The sequence below is a fragment of the Aquibium carbonis genome (assembly GCF_003970795.1).
Classification (GTDB): Bacteria; Pseudomonadota; Alphaproteobacteria; order Rhizobiales; family Rhizobiaceae; genus Aquibium; species Aquibium carbonis.
This window is the reverse complement of the sequence record NZ_RWKW01000015.1, coordinates 34738-50529: the sequence shown is the minus strand read 5'-3', so window position 1 is coordinate 50529 and position 15792 is coordinate 34738. Positions and strand designations below refer to the sequence as shown.

16 protein-coding genes are annotated in these 15792 nt (G+C 66.8%); 9 read left to right on the top strand and 7 right to left on the bottom strand.

The annotated features are described in order from the left end of the window. Positions 1 to 115: 115 nt before the first annotated feature. The 3 genes from lysA to argH form a co-directional block, all read right to left on the bottom strand. Positions 116 to 1384 (bottom strand): diaminopimelate decarboxylase, encoded by a 1269-nt coding sequence (gene lysA / locus EJC49_RS04845; protein ID WP_126698337.1) that lies wholly within the window; start codon positions 1382 to 1384, stop codon positions 116 to 118. Between the two features lie 43 nt (positions 1385 to 1427). Further along, a complete protein-coding gene (locus EJC49_RS04840) occupies positions 1428 to 1637 on the bottom strand; it encodes a hypothetical protein (RefSeq protein ID WP_126698336.1) in 210 nt (69 codons plus the stop codon). Between the two features lie 90 nt (positions 1638 to 1727). Next, positions 1728 to 3128 (bottom strand): argininosuccinate lyase, encoded by a 1401-nt coding sequence (argH, locus tag EJC49_RS04835; RefSeq protein WP_126698335.1) that lies wholly within the window; start codon positions 3126 to 3128, stop codon positions 1728 to 1730. 28 nt (positions 3129 to 3156) lie between these two features. Here argH and tlpA point away from each other — a divergent pair, with 28 nt between their 5' ends. Beyond that, entirely contained in the window at positions 3157 to 3846 is a 690-nt protein-coding gene (tlpA, locus tag EJC49_RS04830) for a thiol:disulfide interchange protein TlpA (protein ID WP_126698334.1), read from the top strand. Between the two features lie 533 nt (positions 3847 to 4379). After that, positions 4380 to 5021, top strand: a complete 642-nt coding sequence (locus EJC49_RS04825) for a GNAT family N-acetyltransferase (protein ID WP_126698333.1) — start codon at positions 4380 to 4382, stop codon at positions 5019 to 5021. Positions 5022 to 5191: 170 nt separating this feature from the next. Here the strand turns inward: EJC49_RS04825 and EJC49_RS04820 are convergent, their stop codons facing one another. Next, positions 5192 to 5668: a phasin family protein gene (locus EJC49_RS04820; RefSeq protein ID WP_170314613.1), complete on the bottom strand. Its 477-nt coding sequence runs from the start codon at positions 5666 to 5668 to the stop codon at positions 5192 to 5194. A 254-nt stretch (positions 5669 to 5922) separates the two neighbouring features. Here EJC49_RS04820 and EJC49_RS04815 point away from each other — a divergent pair, with 254 nt between their 5' ends. After that, positions 5923 to 7230: a DUF445 domain-containing protein gene (locus EJC49_RS04815; RefSeq protein WP_126698331.1), complete on the top strand. Its 1308-nt coding sequence runs from the start codon at positions 5923 to 5925 to the stop codon at positions 7228 to 7230. 92 nt (positions 7231 to 7322) lie between these two features. Beyond that, positions 7323 to 7751, top strand: coding sequence for a phasin family protein (locus tag EJC49_RS04810; protein ID WP_126698330.1), 429 nt, complete (start codon positions 7323 to 7325; stop codon positions 7749 to 7751). 37 nt (positions 7752 to 7788) lie between these two features. On the opposite strand, the gene EJC49_RS04805 is transcribed toward EJC49_RS04810, so the two are convergent. The 3 genes from EJC49_RS04805 to EJC49_RS04795 all read right to left on the bottom strand — a co-directional run bounded on the left by EJC49_RS04805 (position 7789) and on the right by EJC49_RS04795 (position 11217). Further along, a complete protein-coding gene (locus EJC49_RS04805) occupies positions 7789 to 8214 on the bottom strand; it encodes a YdeI/OmpD-associated family protein (protein WP_245453265.1) in 426 nt (141 codons plus the stop codon). A gap of 62 nt (positions 8215 to 8276) precedes the next feature. After that, positions 8277 to 8702, bottom strand: a complete 426-nt coding sequence (gene cueR, locus EJC49_RS04800; protein WP_126698329.1) for a Cu(I)-responsive transcriptional regulator — start codon at positions 8700 to 8702, stop codon at positions 8277 to 8279. 22 nt (positions 8703 to 8724) lie between these two features. Next, positions 8725 to 11217, bottom strand: a complete 2493-nt coding sequence (locus EJC49_RS04795; RefSeq protein WP_126698328.1) for a heavy metal translocating P-type ATPase — start codon at positions 11215 to 11217, stop codon at positions 8725 to 8727. 263 nt (positions 11218 to 11480) lie between these two features. Here EJC49_RS04795 and EJC49_RS04790 point away from each other — a divergent pair, with 263 nt between their 5' ends. From EJC49_RS04790 to EJC49_RS04770, 5 genes are all read left to right on the top strand, one after another. Further along, positions 11481 to 12266, top strand: a complete 786-nt coding sequence (locus tag EJC49_RS04790; protein ID WP_170314612.1) for a 3-ketoacyl-ACP reductase — start codon at positions 11481 to 11483, stop codon at positions 12264 to 12266. A gap of 58 nt (positions 12267 to 12324) precedes the next feature. Then, the gene (locus tag EJC49_RS04785) at positions 12325 to 12531 is read left to right on the top strand and encodes a hypothetical protein (RefSeq protein ID WP_126698326.1); all 207 of its coding nucleotides are present in this window, start codon (positions 12325 to 12327) and stop codon (positions 12529 to 12531) included. A 177-nt stretch (positions 12532 to 12708) separates the two neighbouring features. After that, positions 12709 to 13704 carry a tripartite tricarboxylate transporter substrate binding protein gene (locus EJC49_RS04780; protein WP_126698325.1) on the top strand — a complete coding sequence of 332 codons (996 nt, stop codon included), beginning with the start codon at positions 12709 to 12711 and terminating at the stop codon, positions 13702 to 13704. A 60-nt stretch (positions 13705 to 13764) separates the two neighbouring features. After that, entirely contained in the window at positions 13765 to 14256 is a 492-nt protein-coding gene (locus tag EJC49_RS04775) for a tripartite tricarboxylate transporter TctB family protein (protein WP_126698324.1), read from the top strand. Between the two features lies 1 nt (position 14257). Next, the gene (locus EJC49_RS04770; protein WP_126698323.1) at positions 14258 to 15766 is read left to right on the top strand and encodes a tripartite tricarboxylate transporter permease; all 1509 of its coding nucleotides are present in this window, start codon (positions 14258 to 14260) and stop codon (positions 15764 to 15766) included. The last annotated feature ends 26 nt before the right edge of the window (positions 15767 to 15792 follow it).

Sequence of the window (15792 nt, the reverse complement as noted above, 5' to 3'; positions counted from 1 at the left end):
GCAGGATAGCGGAAAAGCGGGCGAAGGCGAGGCGATCAACCAAATCGTGATCATGGCCTCGCGGACGCCGCGGCCGGCGGGCGGACGTCGATCCCCGGCGGGAAGGCGAGCGCGATCAGCCCAGCCAGTCCGGGACCGAGTCGAGCCCGATCAGCTCCTCGTAGGTCGGCCGGGGGCGGACGATGTGGAAGCGGTCGCCGTTGACCAGGACCTCGGGCACCAGCAGCCGTGTGTTGTAGGTTCCTGCCTGCACGGCGCCATAGGCACCGGCGGTGCCGACCGACAGCAGGTCGCCGCGCGCCAGCCGCGGCAGTTCGCGGTCGTGGCCGAGATAGTCCCCCGTCTCGCAGACCGGCCCGACGACGTCGGCGGTGATGCGCGGCCCGCCTTCGGCGCCGATCACCACCGGCTTGATGGTGTGGAAGGCGTCGTAGAGCGTCGGCCGGATCAGGTCGTTCATCGCCGCGTCGACGATGACGAAGTTCTTCGCGTCGCCCTCCTTCAGGTGGATGACGGAGGTGACCAGGATGCCGGCATTGCCCACGAGCAGCCGTCCAGGCTCGAAGATCGCCTTCAGCCCGAGCTTTTCCATGTGCTTGCGCACGATGGCGGCATAGGCTTCCGGGTCCGGGGGAGGGTTGTTGTCCTCGTGATAGGGAATGCCCAGACCGCCGCCGAGGTCGACATGCTCGATCGCGTGGCCGTCGGCGCGCAAGGTCTCGGTCAGTTCGGCAAGCAGCAGGAAGGCGTCGTCGAAGGGCTGCAGCTCGGTGATCTGGCTGCCGATGTGCATGTCGATGCCGACGGCGCGCAGGCCAGGCAGTTCGGCGGCGCGGCGATAGACGGCACGCGCCCGCTGCCAGGCAATGCCGAACTTGTTCTCGGCCTTGCCGGTGGAAATCTTGCGGTGGGTCTTCGCGTCGACATCCGGGTTGATGCGCAGCGACACCGGCGCGATCCTGCCGGCCGCGACCGCGCGGGCCGACAGGAGCTCGAGCTCGGGCTCGGATTCGACGTTGAAGCAATGGATGCCGGCGGCGAGGGCGAAGTCCATCTCGTCGGCCGTCTTGCCGACGCCCGAAAAGACGATCCTGTTCGCCGGAATGCCTGCCGCGAGCGCCCGGCGCAACTCGCCTTCGGACACAACGTCGGCGCCCGCGCCCTCGGCCGCCAGCGTCTTCAGCACCGCCTGGTTCGAGTTCGCCTTCATGGCGTAGCACACCAGCGCGTCCATGCCGGCGAAGGCCTGCGAGAACACCCTGAAATGGCGCACCAGCGTCGCGGTGGAATAGCAGTAGAACGGCGTGCCGACCGCTTGCGCGATCTCCGGCACCGGCACGTCCTCGGCGAAGAGCACGCCGTCGCGGTAGTGGAAATGGTTCACGTCGGTTTACCGGGAATGGGCCGCCCGCATGGCGCGAGGTCGGTCAGAGAAGGCCATCGAGGATGAAGGGCTTGTCCTCGACCTTTTTTTCCGGCTCGGCCGGCACGGTCTCGCCAGCCTTCTGGCGATCGGCGCGATCCTGACGGGCCGCTTCGGAGGGGGTGATCGGCTCGTTGCGGCGGCCGCAGCCCGACAGGATGGCGCCAGCGCTCGCCAGGAGAACCAGCAGGACGGCAAACTTGCGGACGCTCATCGAAACCCTCGTTGTCCAGGCGTGCCGCCATCGGGGCACGCCATCCAGCCTGTTCTTAGCGGAGTTTTCCGCGTCGTGCACCCGTTTCCGTCAAGCCCGGGCGAGCCGCTTCCGCCAGGCGCGGATCTGCTGGCGAACCTGCGTCGGCGCCGTTCCGCCGTAGGAGGTCCGGCTCCTGACCGACTTCTGCACCGTCAGCACGGAGAACACGTCATCGGTGATGTCGGGATGAATCGACTGGAGTTCCGCAAGCGACAGTTTTTCCAGCGCCACCTTGCGGCTCTCGGCAAGCGCGACGGTCTTGCCCGTCACGTGATGCGCCTCGCGGAACGGCAGGCCGAGCACCCGCACCAGCCAGTCGGCGAGGTCGGTTGCGGTGGAGTAGCCCGATCCCGCGGCCTTCTTCATGGCCTCTGCGTTGATCGTCATGTCGGCCACCATGCCGGCCATGGCGGTCAGCATCAGGTCGAGCGATTCGGCGGCGTCGAAGACCGCCTCCTTGTCCTCCTGCATGTCCTTGGAATAGGCCAGCGGCAGGCCTTTCATGACGGTCAGCAGCCCGATCAGGTGACCGTTGACGCGGCCCGTCTTGGCGCGGATCAGTTCGGCAGCATCCGGGTTCTTCTTCTGCGGCATGATCGAGGAGCCGGTGGAGAACTGGTCCGACAGCCTCACGAAGCCGAATTGCGGCGTCGACCAGATGACGATCTCTTCGGCCAGCCGCGACAGATGAATGCCGCAGATGGACGCGATCGACAGGAATTCGAGCGCGAAGTCGCGATCCGAGACGCTGTCGATGGAGTTGCGCGTCGGCTCGCGGAAGCCGAGCGCCTTCGCCGTCATCTGCCGGTCGATCGGGAAGCCCGTGCCGGCGAGCGCTGCCGCTCCCAGCGGGCTCTCGTCCATGCGCTCGATCGCGTCCTTCACCCGCGACAGGTCGCGCGCAAACATCTCCACATAGGCCATGCAGTGATGGCCGAAGGTGACGGGCTGCGCGCTCTGCAGATGCGTGAAGCCGGGCATGACGGTGGCCGCATGCTCGTCGGCGCGGTCGAGGAAGACGCCGATCAGCCGCTTGAGCGCCTGCGCCGTGCGCTGCGCTTCCTCCTTCACCCAGAGCCGGAAGTCGACCGCCACCTGGTCGTTGCGCGAGCGGGCGGTGTGCAGGCGCCCGGCCGCGGGGCCGATCAGTTCGGCCAGCCGCGCCTCCACGTTCATGTGGATGTCTTCCAGTCGGGTGGAGAAGCTGAAGCTGCCGTCCTCGATCTCTCGCAGGATCGTGTTCAGGCCGTGAGCGATCGCCTTTTGATCCTCTGCCGAAATTATGCCTTTCTCGGCCAGCATCTCGCTATGGGCGATCGATCCGCGGATATCCTGGGAATAGAGCTTCCTGTCGAAACCGATGGACGCGTTGATCGCTTCCATGACCGCTGCCGGACCCGAGGCGAATCGTCCGCCCCACATCTGGTTGCTGGTCTTTTCATCGCTCATGGTGATAACCGGACGCTGGAGTACAAGAATGGCACCCAAGAACATGCACCTGCCGGCGTCGCGTCTCATTCTGCTGGCCGCGGCCGCGGGCATTCTCGTGGGGGCGTTTGCCGTATACGTGACGAACCGCTCCGATGGCAACAATGGCGGTTCACAGGCGGCGTCCGCCGAGGCCGCCATGTGCGAGGCGCGGCAGGAGACCGCCAATGCCGTCGGTGCCGCCGCTGGCGGGGAAGTGGCGGCCATGCTGGCGGCCAGTCCGCCGCAGTCCCTGTCCGACCTCGCTTTCAACAGCCCCGACGGCCAGCCGATGACGCTGCGCGATCTGTCCGGCAAGACGGTGCTGATGAACCTCTGGGCCACGTGGTGCGCGCCCTGCCGGGCCGAAATGCCGGCGCTCGACGCGTTGCAGAAGGACATGGGCGACGAAGGCTTCGAAGTCGTCGCCGTCAACGTCGACACCGGCGACGACACCAAGCCGACGGCCTTTCTCGCCGAAACTGGGATCGAGGCGCTCGGCTACTACCGCGACAACACGCTTGGCCTCTTCAACGACCTCAAGAGACGCTCATTGGCGCTCGGACTGCCTGTCACGCTGCTGATCGACGGCGATGGCTGCCTGCTCGCCCACATGAACGGACCGGCCGAATGGCACAGCGAGGATGCCCGCCGCCTGATCGAGGCCGTGCCGGCGACCCGCCCTGCGCAAGGGGCGTAACGGTCGGTCACCAATCGTGACGCCGGTGTCCGCCAGAATTGCATAAACTTCAAGCAGTGCCTTCGAAGCGATTCGCTGCGCGCGTGTGAATGAGCCTGGAGGATGCCATGCCGGATCGGGACAAGGACGCCAGCCGCCGCGATGCGGCCGGGGACCGGGGCGCCACCAGCCGTGCAAGCGACAAGCGCGACCGCTCTGGGAACCGGCAGGCGGATGGGTCGCCATTCCACGGGGCGCTTCATTCGGATCCTCCGCACGACCCCTTTCGAAAGCTCTTTTCCGGGTCGAGCCAGACGTTCGAGTTCTGAAGCACCTGCCTCTCCCTCCATCGTGATTCGGCATGCCGGAGAATGTCGCGAAAGGCACGCCCGCAACGGCGCCGCAGCGCCAGCTCTGCGTGTGCCGCATTGCTGCATTGCACGCGCGGGGCCGATGCGAACCGGATTTCATATTGATATGCATGCTGCGTTGCACAATATGCGCATCGCAAGGGGTCGACGACTCGGGGAGGACGAACCGAGGATGTTTGACGAATGGGATATGCGCAACGCACGTCTCTCGCGCCGGAAGGCGATATCAGGGAACTGACCTTGGCGGATCTTCCGCTTTTCCAGTCCCATCTGCTCAGGCTGAGCCCCGCCAGCAGGCGCGATCGATTCAACGGCTTCACCGACGACGTCTTCGTTTCGGCCTATGCCGCGCGGTGCTTTTCGAGCGACGCAACGGTTCTGGCCTTCGTGGTCGACGGAACGATCCGCGGCGCGGCCGAACTGCATGTCTGCCGGCCCGGCAACCGCGATGCGGCCGAAATCGCCTTCAGCGTCGAGGACGCGCTTCAGCATCGGGGCGTTGGCGCCGCGCTCTTCGCCAGCCTTGTCGCGCGGGCCCGCGCGATGGGCTGCACCACGTTGCATGTCACGACGCACGCGCAGAACGGGGCCATGAAGGCGCTGGCGCGCAAGTTTGGCGCATCGCTCTGCTTCCAGAGCGTCGAAGCGGTCGGCGTCATCGACCTTTGCAAGGCTCTGCCACCTGTAGCGACCGTGCTTGTCGACGATCCAGCGCGCGCTGCAGCATTTCCGGAGAACCCTGGGTCACTCTGTTTCTCCGATGGCGAGGCGACCCGCCAGGAAGGCTGCGAAGGTCGATGCGGTGCATCGGCCAAGTCCGGCTGACGCCGCGGGCGCCCGCGGCGTCAGCCGGACTCCAGCATCGAGATGGTCGGGACCATCGCGAGGCCGGCCGGGCGCTGATACGCTCCTGCATCGAGCTTCCCAACTCGACATGGAAAAGGCCCGGCGATCAACCGGGCCTTTTCGTTCGTGGCATATGGACAGGCGTTCGCTCAGGCGGCCTTACGCGGGGTGAGCTTCTCGAACTCGCCGCGAACCTGCTCGACACGGGCGGCGACGGTTTCGCTGGCGGTCTCGGCCGTCTTGCGGATGCGCTCGACATTGGCCGTCACGGCGGTCTGGACATAGTCCGACTGAGCTTTGAAGGCATCGGCGGGGGTCTCAGCCGTCAGCATCTTCTCGAAGGCGTCGAGCGCCATGTCGGCATTGGCGAAGCCTGCCTCGGCCATGTCGCGGGCGGCGCTGGCGAAGGCCTGGCCGGCCTCGCCTGCGATCTTCCCGGCCTGGCCGGTGGTCTGGGCGAAGGCATTGCGGGCGGTGGCGACGTGCTCGCGCGTCGTGGCGATGCCCTTCAGTGCCGTATCCCGGCCGTTGGCCTGGAAGCCGAAACGCGCCTGCAAATCTTCGAAGCCCTTGGCAAACTGGGCGAAAACGTCGGTGTTGGCGTGCGTGGCGGTGGTCTTGGTCATGATGGTCTCCATTCTCGTTTCAAAGCCATGGTGCGCCCCGTCCGGTCTTGGCCCGAGGCATGCCCGATAGATGGGGATGTTTATGCTGCATTGCAACATAGACTTTTGTTGCGATGCACAAATCGTGTTGGCGCGATCTCCAGCCGGGCGATGAGCGGGCAACGCGTGCGGCGGTCGCAGCATTGCGGGACTGGCAGAGGCGCCGTGCAGACCCGATATCGGGCCGATCGACCGAAAGAATCCGGAGCCGCAGCATGGCAGCGACAGACGACAGGCGGGATGCCGCGCCGGGCTCGGCCGTGCTCGACGCCGAGAACGCGGCCAAGCGCGCCGCCTTGAACCGCGTCAAGGCCATCGCGACGGGCGCGCTGGTGGCCTGCGTCGCCGTCTACGCTGTCGCCACGATCTTCAAGTCCGATTACCCGGCGCTGGCCTACCTTGCCGCCTTTGCCGAGGCCGCCGCGATCGGCGGCATTGCCGACTGGTATGCGGTCGTGGCGCTGTTTCGCCGGCCGCTCGGCCTGCCGATCCCGCACACCGCGATCATTCCCGCCAACCAGGCCCGGATCGCCGACAATCTCGGCCGCTTCATCGAGGTCAACTTCCTCGCCGCCGGCCCGGTGCGCGAAAAGCTGCGCGAGGTCGATTTCGCCGCGATGGTGGCCGACTGGCTGTCCGAGCCGCGCCGGGCCGACGGCCTGTCCGGTTTCGTCATCAAGCTGGTGCCGCAGGCGGTCAGGGCCATCGGAGAGTCGGGCCTGAAGGAGTTTGCCGGCCAGCGCCTCGCCGAACAGATCGACAAGGTGAAGATCGCGCCGCTCGCCGCCGACCTGCTTGCCTCCTTCACCCATGAGCGGCGCCACCAGCGCCTGTTCGACGAGTTGATCCGCAGCTTGGGCAAGCTCCTGAACGACGAGCAGGCGCTCGCCATGATGCGCGACAAGATCCGCGACGAACTGCCCTCGCTTGCCCGCTTTTTCCGCGCCGACGCCTATCTGCTCAAGCGCATCGTCTCCTCGGCTGGCGCGATGCTGGACGAGGTGCGGGCCGACCCGGATCACCCGCTGCGGGCGGAGTTCGACGGCTTCGTCGCCGGTTTCATCGAGAAGCTGCGCCAATCCCCCGACTATGCCGAGCGCGCCGAGAAGCTGAAGCGCGATTTCCTCGCCCGTCCCGAACTCGCCAACATGGTCGCCTCCATGTGGGATAGTGTCGGCGCCTTCGTGGAGCAGGACGCGAAATCGCCCGATTCGGCCATCCGCAAGCATCTGGCCAGCCTCTTCGTCGACATCGGCCGCCAGCTGTCGGAGGATCGCCATGTACGCGCCGACATGAACCAGGGTTTCGTCGTCGCGCTTTCCGCCTTCGTCGAGCGCCAGAAGAGCGGCGTCTCGGATTTCATCGCCGACCAGGTGAAGGGCTGGGACCTCGGCCAGCTCACCCACCTCATCGAGCTCAATGTCGGCCGCGACCTGCAATACATCCGCTTCAACGGCATGATCATCGGCGGCATCGCAGGCCTGCTTCTTCACACCGGCAGCGTGCTGTTCCTGGGCAAGTGACATGCGGGCCGGCCGGCGCTTGCTCCCTCCGCGAAACGCGTTAGTGTTCGTGCAAACGGACGCATGATCCGGGCACGAACGAGAGGAACACCATGGCCAAGAAACCGGAAGCCGAGCACTTCGTCGACATGTTCGCCAATCTCGGGCGCGACCTTAAGATGCCGCAGGTCGACGTCGACCACATTCTAGACCATCACCGCAAGAACCTCGAGGCGCTGGAGAAGGCCTCGCGCTCCGCCGCCAGCGGCGCCACCGACGTGTTCACCCGGCAGCGCGAGATCCTCGAGCAGACGCTGGGCGAAGTGCGCGACATGGCAGCCAGGATGGTGGTTCCCGGCTCGCCGAAGGAACTGATGGACCGCCAGGCCGAGCTCGCGAAGAAATCCTTCGAGACGGCGGTCAAGAACGCCTCCGAGATCGGCGAGGTAATCAGCCGCTCCTCCACCGAGGCCATCGACATCCTGCGCACCCGCATCAAGGACGCGATGGAGGAGATGCAGAAGGGCATCATCAAGAAGTAGGCATACATCGGGCGGCCGCGGCCTGACCGACCGCCGCTCATCGGTCGTGCAGGCCCTTGCCGGCGAGAATGCGAGGCGCCGCCTTCTCGATGCGTGACCTACGTGTGGCCGATTGTTTCGGTTGCGATACATGCAGGATCCAGCCGCGTCGGCGGCCGGGCGTGAGCGTTTCGAAGGCTGCCCGCAGCGCATCGTCCTGATCGAGGGCTGTGATCAGTTCGGCGGGGAGGTCGAGATCGTCCTTCGGAAGATCGACCTTGAGCCCGGCCTTTTCCAGGTCGATCGCTTCCCGCACATAGGCGCTGATGACGTTTGCAAGCCGTTCGATCTCGACCGTGCCGGTAAAGTTCAGCGTCCGCGAGGACCGCGAATTCTCGCCGGGCGCGACCAGGATGCCCTCCGGGTCCTTCAGCAGCACGCCCTTGAAGAAGCCGAGCCTGCATTCCTCCTTGAAGCCCCACAACAGTGGTCCATGGCGGGCCTTGGCGAGCGACGCCTCGAAGGACGCACCACACGATCCCGTTTTTACCCCTTGCCGTGGCAGGCGGCGGCCGAGCGCAAATCGCCTTCCCCCGACAGCCCGTCGATGATCGGGCAATCGGGCCGGTCGTCGCCGTGGCAGTTGGCGACGAGGTGGCGCAGCATGTCGCGCAGGCCGGCAAGCTCGGCCAGCTTGCGGTCGATCTCGGCGAGCTTGGCTTGCGCGATCGCCTTCACGTCGGCGCTCTCGCGCTCCTGGTCGTCGTAGAGCGACAGCAATTGCCGGCATTCCTCGACCGAAAAACCGAGGCTGCGCGAACGTTGCAGGAAGCGCAGCTTGTGGACGTCGGCGGCGGAATAGTCGCGGTAGCCATTGTCGGAACGGTCCGGCTTCAGGAGCCCGATCTCCTCGTAGTAGCGGATCGTCTTGGCCGGCAGGCCGGACCGTTCCGCCGCGGTTCCGATGTTCATGGCCGTCGTCCTCCCTTCCGGGTCAGAGCTTGAGCGAGCGCAGGCGCAGCGCGTTGCCGATCACCGAGACCGACGACAGGCTCATCGCGGCGGCGGCCAGCATGGGGGAAAGCAGCATGCCGAAGACAGGGTAGAACACCCCCGCCGCCACCGGCACCCCGAGCGCATTGTAGACGAAGGCGAAGAACAGGTTTTGCCGAATGTTGCGGATCGTCGCCCGGGCAAGCTTGCGCGCCCGCACGATGCCGACGAGGTCGCCCTTCACCAGCGTGATGCCGGCGCTCTCCATGGCGACGTCGGCGCCGGTGCCCATGGCGATGCCGACATCGGCGGATGCCAGTGCCGGCGCGTCGTTGACGCCGTCGCCGGCCATCGCGACCTTCGCACCTTTGGCCCGCAATTCCTCGACCAGCGCCTGCTTGCCCTCCGGCAGCAGGCCGGCGCGCACGTCGTCGATGCCGAGCGACGCGGCAACGGCGCGCGCGGTCCGCTCGCTGTCGCCGGTGGCCATGATGATGGTGAGCCCGCTCGCATGCAGCGCGCGGATCGCCTCCGCCGTCGTCGGCTTGATCGGGTCGGCGACGGCGACGATGCCGGCCGCCTTGCCGTCGACGGCCACGAACATGGCCGTCTTGCCCTCGCCTGCCAGCGCTTCGGCGCGCGGTTCCAGCGCCGAGACGTCGACACCGATGCCGGCCATCATCGCGACATTGCCGAGCACGACGTGGCTGCGACCGACGAGGCCCGATACGCCCTTGCCGGTCACGGCCTCGAAATCGATCGTTTCGGCAAGCGTCGCTCCACGCGCGAGCGCGCCGTCGACGATCGACTCGGCCAGCGGATGCTCGGAACCGCGCTCCAGGCTGGCGGCGAGGGAAATCAGCTCCGCCTCCTCGAAGCCCGGGGCGGTAACGACATCTGTCAGTACAGGCTTACCTTCCGTCAGGGTGCCGGTCTTGTCGACGATCAGCGTGTCGACGCCGGCGAAGCGTTCCAGCGCCTCGGCGTCGCGGATCAGGACACCGGCCTGCGCGCCGCGCCCGGTGGCCGTCATGATCGACATCGGCGTGGCGAGCCCCAGCGCGCAGGGGCAGGCGATGATCAGCACCGAGACCGCCGAGACGAGGCCGAACACCATCGCCGGCTCCGGCCCGACCAGCGACCAGACGACGAAGGCGATGATGGCCGACGCAACCACCGTCGGCACGAAAAAGGCCGCGACACGGTCGGCCATGCCCTGGATCGGCGCGCGCGAGCGCTGCGCCGTCGCCACCATGGCGACGATGCGCGACAGCACCGTTTCGGCCCCGACCCGCTCGGCGCGCATGACCAGCGAGCCGTTGCGGTTCAGCGTCCCGCCCGTGAGAGAATCGCCCCCGGTTTTCTCCACCGGCACCGCCTCGCCCGTGATCATGGATTCGTCGACCGACGAGCGGCCCTCAAGAACGGTCCCGTCCACCGGCACGGCCTCGCCCGGCCGGATGCGCACCCGGTCGCCGGTCCTCACCTCGGCCACCGGCACGTCCGACTCCGAGCCGTCGTCGGCGATACGCCGGGCGTTCTTCGGCGCCAGGTCGAGCAGCGCGCGGATCGCGGAACCGGTGCGCTCGCGCGCCTTCAGTTCCAGCACCTGTCCGAGGAAGACCAGCGCCACGATGACCGCAGCCGCCTCGAAATAGACCGGCACGGTGCCGTGATGGCCGCGGAAGGCCTCCGGAAACAGGCCGGGCGCAACGGTAGCCGCGACGGAGTAGAGGAAGGCGGTGCCGACGCCGATGGCGATCAGCGTCCACATGTTGGGGCTGCGATAGACGAGCGACATCCACCCGCGATGGAAGAAGGGGATTGCCGCCCACAGCACCACGGGTGCGGCCAGCAGCATCTCGATCCACGTAGCCGCGGGCTCGCCGATCCAGTCGCGCACCGGCAGGCCGACCATCGGCCCCATGGCGATGATGAAGATGGGCAGCGCGAAGGCGGCGCTGATCCGGAACCGCCGGGTGAAGTCGACCAGTTCCGGATTGGGTCCTTCCTCGCCGGTCGGCACGCCCATCGGCTCCAGCGCCATGCCGCATTTCGGGCAGGTGCCGGGTTCGTCGCGGATGATCTCCGGGTCCATCGGGCAGGTGTACTTCGTGCCGGCTGGCATCGGCTCGGGCGGGGGGGCGCCGTCGAGGTATCTTTGCGGGTCGGCTTCGAACCGCTCCTTGCAGCGGGCCGAGCAGAACCAGAACTTGCCGGCCTCGTGCCGGGTGAAATGTGGCGCGTCGGCGCGCGTCACGCTCATGCCGCAGACGGGGTCGATCGCGGTCCTGTAGGCTTCGGGATCGGCCAGGAACTTGGTCCGGCAGCCTTCGCAGCAGAAATGATGAATGTGGCCGTCGACGTCGACGGTCGGCTTGTTCTTCGCCGGGTCGACCGTCATGCCGCAGACGGGATCGCGCAGGAGCGCGGGCGCCAGTCCGGCGCCGTGGGCCGAGCAGCAGCCGCTGGAGTGGTCGTGGGAATGCGCCATGTCGTCTCCGATCCTGTGCTTCCCATGTAGTGCTTCCAGTCGCTGGAAGGTCAAGGGCGGGAACCCTGATCGTCCGCGTGCGCCGCGAGACGCATTGACCGGACTTCGCCGCCGTGTCCCATTGAACGCGAGCGGAACCGTCCGGGCATCGATCGCCGATTGCGAACTCGCCGGTTGTCTTCCAATACAGCGCGGGAGGAATGTCGTTCCCAGGCACGATGGAGAGCTCCGTCCCGTGCGAAAAACGTGTCGAAGGTGTGCTGATGAGTGAGACGAAACTGGCGGGCAGGCCCTGCGTGGTGGTGACGGGAGCGGCCCGTGGCATCGGCTTCGCGACCGCCAAGCGCCTGGCATCGGCGGGGTTCTCGGTTGCCTTGGTCGACCTCGACGCCGAGCGGCTGGAACGGTCGGCGGCGCAACTGCGTGGCGACGGCCATGACGTGCTGGCGATCACCGCCGATATCGCGGACCCGGCGTCCGGCGACCGGCTCATCGCCTCGACCGTCGAGCGCTTCGGACGCGTCGACGGGCTGGCCCATGTCGCCGGTGTCGGCGTTCGCGCGGTGCAGGACATACTCGATGTCTCCGCCGACGACTACGACCGTTGCGCGAACGTCAACGGCCGCGCCGCCTTCTTCATGATGCAGCGGTTCGCGCGCCATTTCATCGCCACCGCCGACACCGGCGCCCATCGCTTCATGGCGATCGTTACCTCGTCCAACGCCTCGGCCCTGTCGATCGACCGGTCGGAATACTGTGTCTCGAAGGCGACGGCCTCGATGGCCACGCAATTGTTCGCCGCCCGGCTGGCGCCGCATGGCGTCGCCGTGTTCGAGATCAGGCCCGGCGTCATCTCCACCGAACTGACCGCGCCGCGCATCGAGGCCTACCGCCGGCGCGCCGTCAACGAGAACCTCACCGCAATACCGCGCCTGGGCCAAGTCGACGACGTGGCGCGCTGCATCGAAACGGTGGCGCTCGGGCTGCTTCCCTACACCGTCGGCCAGGTGATCAATGTCGACGGCGGCATCCAGAGCCGCAGATACTGACGCGACGGCGGCTCCCGACAATGGCTTGGATGGGCCAGATGTCAGCGGAGGCGACCGGATGAAGACCTCCATTGCCACCGTTTCGATCAGCGGCGATCGGCGCGGGAAGCTCGCGGCCATCGCGGCGGCGGGATTCGACGGCGCTGAGATCTTCGAGAACGATTTCCTCGCCTTCGACGGGTCGCCAGCGGCCGTCGGCCGCGAACACGAGAGCCCGGTCGCCTCGCTGCGCCGGATCATGGTGGAGACCGCGGGGCGAACCTAACATTCGGTCAACTCTCACCGCATGGTTGGTATTTGCGTTATGGCGCGGAACCTGCAATTTCTGCCTTGTCGGTTTGGAGGGACCGGCGCCTGCGCCTCGTTGTTGACGGCCCAGCGTCCCCTTCGATCCGTGTCTGGTCGAATTGGCGGCGCAGATCGCCGCAAAGGGAGGAATTTCATGTTTCGCAAGATGATCGGGGCGGCATCCGCCCTCGTGATGATGACGGCGGTGTCGGCCGCCCAGCAGTTTCCCGAGCGCGAACTGCTCGGCGTGGTGATGTGGGGCGCCGGCGGCGCGACCGACGTGGTCGCGCGCGCTGTCAACCCGGCCGCCGAGAAGGAACTGGGCAAGTCCATCGTGGTGCTCAACAAGGCCGGTGGCGCCGGCGCCATCTCGACCGCCTATGTGAACGCCGCGCCATCCGACGGCTATACGTTCCTCTACGGCGCGGAAAACCCGCAGCTGCACCCGATCATGGGCGTCTCCAAGCTGGATTACGGCTCGTTCTACCCGGTCAACATCCTGGGCCGCGGCGTGGCCGTGGTCGTCGTCCCGGCAGACTCCAAGTACACCTCGATGGAAGAATTGCTGGCTGACATCGAAGCCAATCCCGGCCAGGTGAAGATGGGCTCCACCGGCCCCGGCGGCCTGCCCAGCACCATCAGCGCCCTGATCAAGAACGTCGCCGATTTCGACGTCACGGCGATCCCCTTCGACGGTGAAGGGCCCGGCCTTACCGCCATGCTCGGCGGCGAGGTGGACTTCATGCCGACGGGCATCTCGGCTGCGGCCGAAAACATCAAGGCCGGCAAGATGCGCGCGCTGGCGGTGGTCAACGCCGAGCCCGTCGATACCTTGCCGGAGGCCCCGGCCATCACCACGGCGCTGCCGGACATGGAAAAGTTTCTGCCCTGGGGGCCGTTCTACGGCGTCTTCGTCAAGGCCGACACGCCCGACGACGTGACGGCCAGGCTCGTCGAGGCGTTCAAGACGGCGGCCACCAGCGAGGAGTTCACCACGCTGATGGCCAATCGCGGCAACATCGTCATGAACATCTCCGGCGACGAGGCCGCCGACTTCCTGAAGAAGTGGCAGCAGGTAACCGCCTGGGCACTTCAGGACACCGGCGCCGCCAAGGTGAGCCCCGAGGAACTGGGCATTTCGCGGCCCTGAGCCGCGCGGCCGGTCCGGGCCTCGCGCCCGGACCGGCGGTCCCAGACGGGAGATGGATTGATGTCGTCGAAACCTGCTCGAAGGCCAGGCGAGACCGCATTCGCCGTGCTGTGCGTCGTGTTCGGTCTCGTGGCGTTCTGGCATGCGTATGGCATTTCCGGTTTCACCGGCCTGTCGACGCCGGGCGTTTTTCCGATGCTGGCGACGGGAGCGATGGTGGTCTCGGGCCTGTTCATCCTCGCCGGCACCCTCCGCCGCCCGGCCGAGCCCGGCGATGGCAACGCGGCAGGGCGCTTCGTGCGCGCCTTCCTGCCGCTGCGCCACTGCGTTTTGCTCGTCCTGATGCTCGCCTATCTCGCGGCGCTGCCGCTGCTCGGCTTCGTCGTGGCCTCCGCGCTGTTCCTGTTCGCCGCCTTCCAGTATCTCTGGCGCCGCAACGTGCTGGTGACGCTCGTCCTCTCCGCCGTCGCTCTGGCGGCGATCTACGTCGTCTTCCGGATCGTTTTCCAGGTCGTGCTGCCGCAGGGCTCCCTCGTCGGAAGGCTGTTCTGACATGGTCGAGGCGCTCGGCCACTTCGCGATCGTCTGGCTCGATCCCTGGCTCCTGTTCCTGACGGCGGCCGGAACCCTGGCCGGCATCTATGTCGGCGCCATCCCCGGCCTCTCGGTGACGATGGCGACCTCGATCCTGATCTCGTTCACCTTCAAATGGCCCGTCAACGACGCGCTGGCGCTGATCGCGGGCGTCTTCATGGGCGGCGTCTATGGCGGTTCGCGCACCGCGATCCTGCTCAACATTCCCGGTGCGCCAAGCGCCATCGCCACCGCCATCGAGGGCTATCCGCTGGCCAGGCGCGGCGAGGCGGGCGAGGCGATCGGCCTCACCACCGTCATGTCGGTGATCGGCGGCTTCGTCGGCATTCTGGCGCTGGCGATGTTTGCGCCCGTCATCTCCGATTTCGCGATCATGTTCCAGTCGCGCGACTATCTGCTGCTCGGGCTGATCGGCATCCTGCTCGTCGGCACGCTGTCGGGCGAGAGCTTCGCCAAGGGCGTCTTCGCCGGCGCGCTCGGCGTGCTCATCGGCATGGTCGGCCTCGACCCGATGACGGCGGAGGGGCGCTTCACCTTCGACACGATCACGCTGATGGGCGGCATCCCCTATGTCGCGGCGATGATCGGCTTCTTCGGTGTGTCCGAGGCGCTGGTGCAACTGCACAACCTCGACCTGCCAGCCGTCAGGCAGAAGATCGACCGCATCATCCCGCGCATGGCCGACGTGAAGAAGCATTTCTGGCTGGCCATGCGGGCGTCGGGCATCGGCACCGTCATCGGCGCCTTGCCCGGCACCGGCGGCGACATTGCCGCGCTGCTCGCCTACGACCATGCCAAGCGCTCGACCAAGGATCCCGAGGTTCCGTTCGGCGAGGGCGCCAAGGAGGGCCTCGTCGCCCCGGAGGCCGCCAACAACGCCGCCGTGGGCGGCGCCTTCATCCCGATGCTGACGCTGGGCATTCCCGGAGACGCGGTGACGGCCGTGATCATCGGCGCGCTGTTCATTCACGGGCTCAAGCCCGGGCCGCTGCTTCTGACCGAAACGCCGCACCTGTTCTGGTTCGTCGTCGGCAGCCTGACGCTCGCCAATGTCTGCCTGCTGATCTTCGGACTCACCGGCATCAAGGTGTTCACGAAGATCGTGGAATGCCCGCGCGCGATCCTGATTCCGCTCATCATCGTCCTGTCGGCGGTCGGCACCTACGCCATCCAGAACAACCCCGTCGACATCTACTGGATGCTGCTGTTCGGCGTGATCGGCTATTTCATGAAGACCTACGGCTTCCAGGTCGGACCGGTGATCCTCGGCGTCATCCTGGGCCCGATGATGGATTCAAACTACCGCCGGGCCATGATGGGTGCGCGCGGCGACGTCGGCACCTTCCTGTGGAATTTCGTTTCGCACCCCATCTCGCTGGCGCTCACGCTCGGCTTCCTCGCCATGCTCCTGTCACAGACGCCGCTTTGGCGGCTCGCGCTCAAGAAAGTGCGACGCCGCGGCGCCTGAACATCCGGCGCCGCCGAGGAGAGGGC

What these genes read in the sequence shown, in the direction of transcription:
- EJC49_RS04785 (WP_126698326.1), top strand. Translation starts at nt 12,325, where the DNA reads ATGAAGACCTCCATTGCCACCGTTTCGATCAGCGGCGATCGGCGCGGG.
- EJC49_RS04810 (WP_126698330.1), top strand. Translation starts at nt 7,323, where the DNA reads ATGGCCAAGAAACCGGAAGCCGAGCACTTCGTCGACATGTTCGCCAAT.
- EJC49_RS04820 (WP_170314613.1), bottom strand. Translation starts at nt 5,668, where the DNA reads ATGACCAAGACCACCGCCACGCACGCCAACACCGACGTTTTCGCCCAG.
- EJC49_RS04790 (WP_170314612.1), top strand. Translation starts at nt 11,481, where the DNA reads ATGAGTGAGACGAAACTGGCGGGCAGGCCCTGCGTGGTGGTGACGGGA.
- argH (WP_126698335.1), bottom strand. Translation starts at nt 3,128, where the DNA reads ATGAGCGATGAAAAGACCAGCAACCAGATGTGGGGCGGACGATTCGCC.
- EJC49_RS04825 (WP_126698333.1), top strand. Translation starts at nt 4,380, where the DNA reads ATGGGATATGCGCAACGCACGTCTCTCGCGCCGGAAGGCGATATCAGG.
- cueR (WP_126698329.1), bottom strand. Translation starts at nt 8,702, where the DNA reads ATGAACATCGGAACCGCGGCGGAACGGTCCGGCCTGCCGGCCAAGACG.
- EJC49_RS04780 (WP_126698325.1), top strand. Translation starts at nt 12,709, where the DNA reads ATGTTTCGCAAGATGATCGGGGCGGCATCCGCCCTCGTGATGATGACG.
- EJC49_RS04770 (WP_126698323.1), top strand. Translation starts at nt 14,258, where the DNA reads ATGGTCGAGGCGCTCGGCCACTTCGCGATCGTCTGGCTCGATCCCTGG.
- EJC49_RS04840 (WP_126698336.1), bottom strand. Translation starts at nt 1,637, where the DNA reads ATGAGCGTCCGCAAGTTTGCCGTCCTGCTGGTTCTCCTGGCGAGCGCT.
- EJC49_RS04815 (WP_126698331.1), top strand. Translation starts at nt 5,923, where the DNA reads ATGGCAGCGACAGACGACAGGCGGGATGCCGCGCCGGGCTCGGCCGTG.
- tlpA (WP_126698334.1), top strand. Translation starts at nt 3,157, where the DNA reads ATGGCACCCAAGAACATGCACCTGCCGGCGTCGCGTCTCATTCTGCTG.
- EJC49_RS04775 (WP_126698324.1), top strand. Translation starts at nt 13,765, where the DNA reads ATGTCGTCGAAACCTGCTCGAAGGCCAGGCGAGACCGCATTCGCCGTG.
- EJC49_RS04795 (WP_126698328.1), bottom strand. Translation starts at nt 11,217, where the DNA reads ATGGCGCATTCCCACGACCACTCCAGCGGCTGCTGCTCGGCCCACGGC.